Annotated in this window: 1 protein-coding gene; it reads left to right on the plus strand. The window is 72.0% G+C overall.

Going from position 1 to position 300, the window contains the following annotated elements; genetic code table 11:
• Positions 1-115 precede the first annotated feature (115 nt).
• The coding region (locus TN53_RS49065; RefSeq protein WP_234441885.1) for a hypothetical protein at positions 116-300 on the plus strand (185 nt) is incomplete at its 3' end.

Consider the following 300-nt stretch of genomic DNA (forward strand, 5'->3'; position numbering starts at 1 on the left):
CCACCGGACGTACGGTGGTGTCTGTTGCCTTGAAGGTGTTCACCACTGTCGCCGGCGCCACCGATCTCGGGGCGAAGCCGTCGGCCTCGAACCCTGGCAGACCCGGACCCTGTCGTTGCCGGGCCGTACGACGCTGAATCACCACGGTCCCGCCGGCGACCCCCTGCACCAGCCCACCGTAGGCCGGCCCATCACCCTGCCGGACCCGCGCTTCGACGACACCTCACCCAGCGCCGCGGGCGCACTGGCCCGCTCCTTCCACGCCGCCGTCGACGCCCGTCCTTGCGACCCCGAACGCGT

Origin of the sequence: Streptomyces sp. WM6386, from assembly GCF_000972385.1 — a bacterium.
GTDB lineage: Bacteria > Actinomycetota > Actinomycetes > Streptomycetales > Streptomycetaceae > Streptomyces.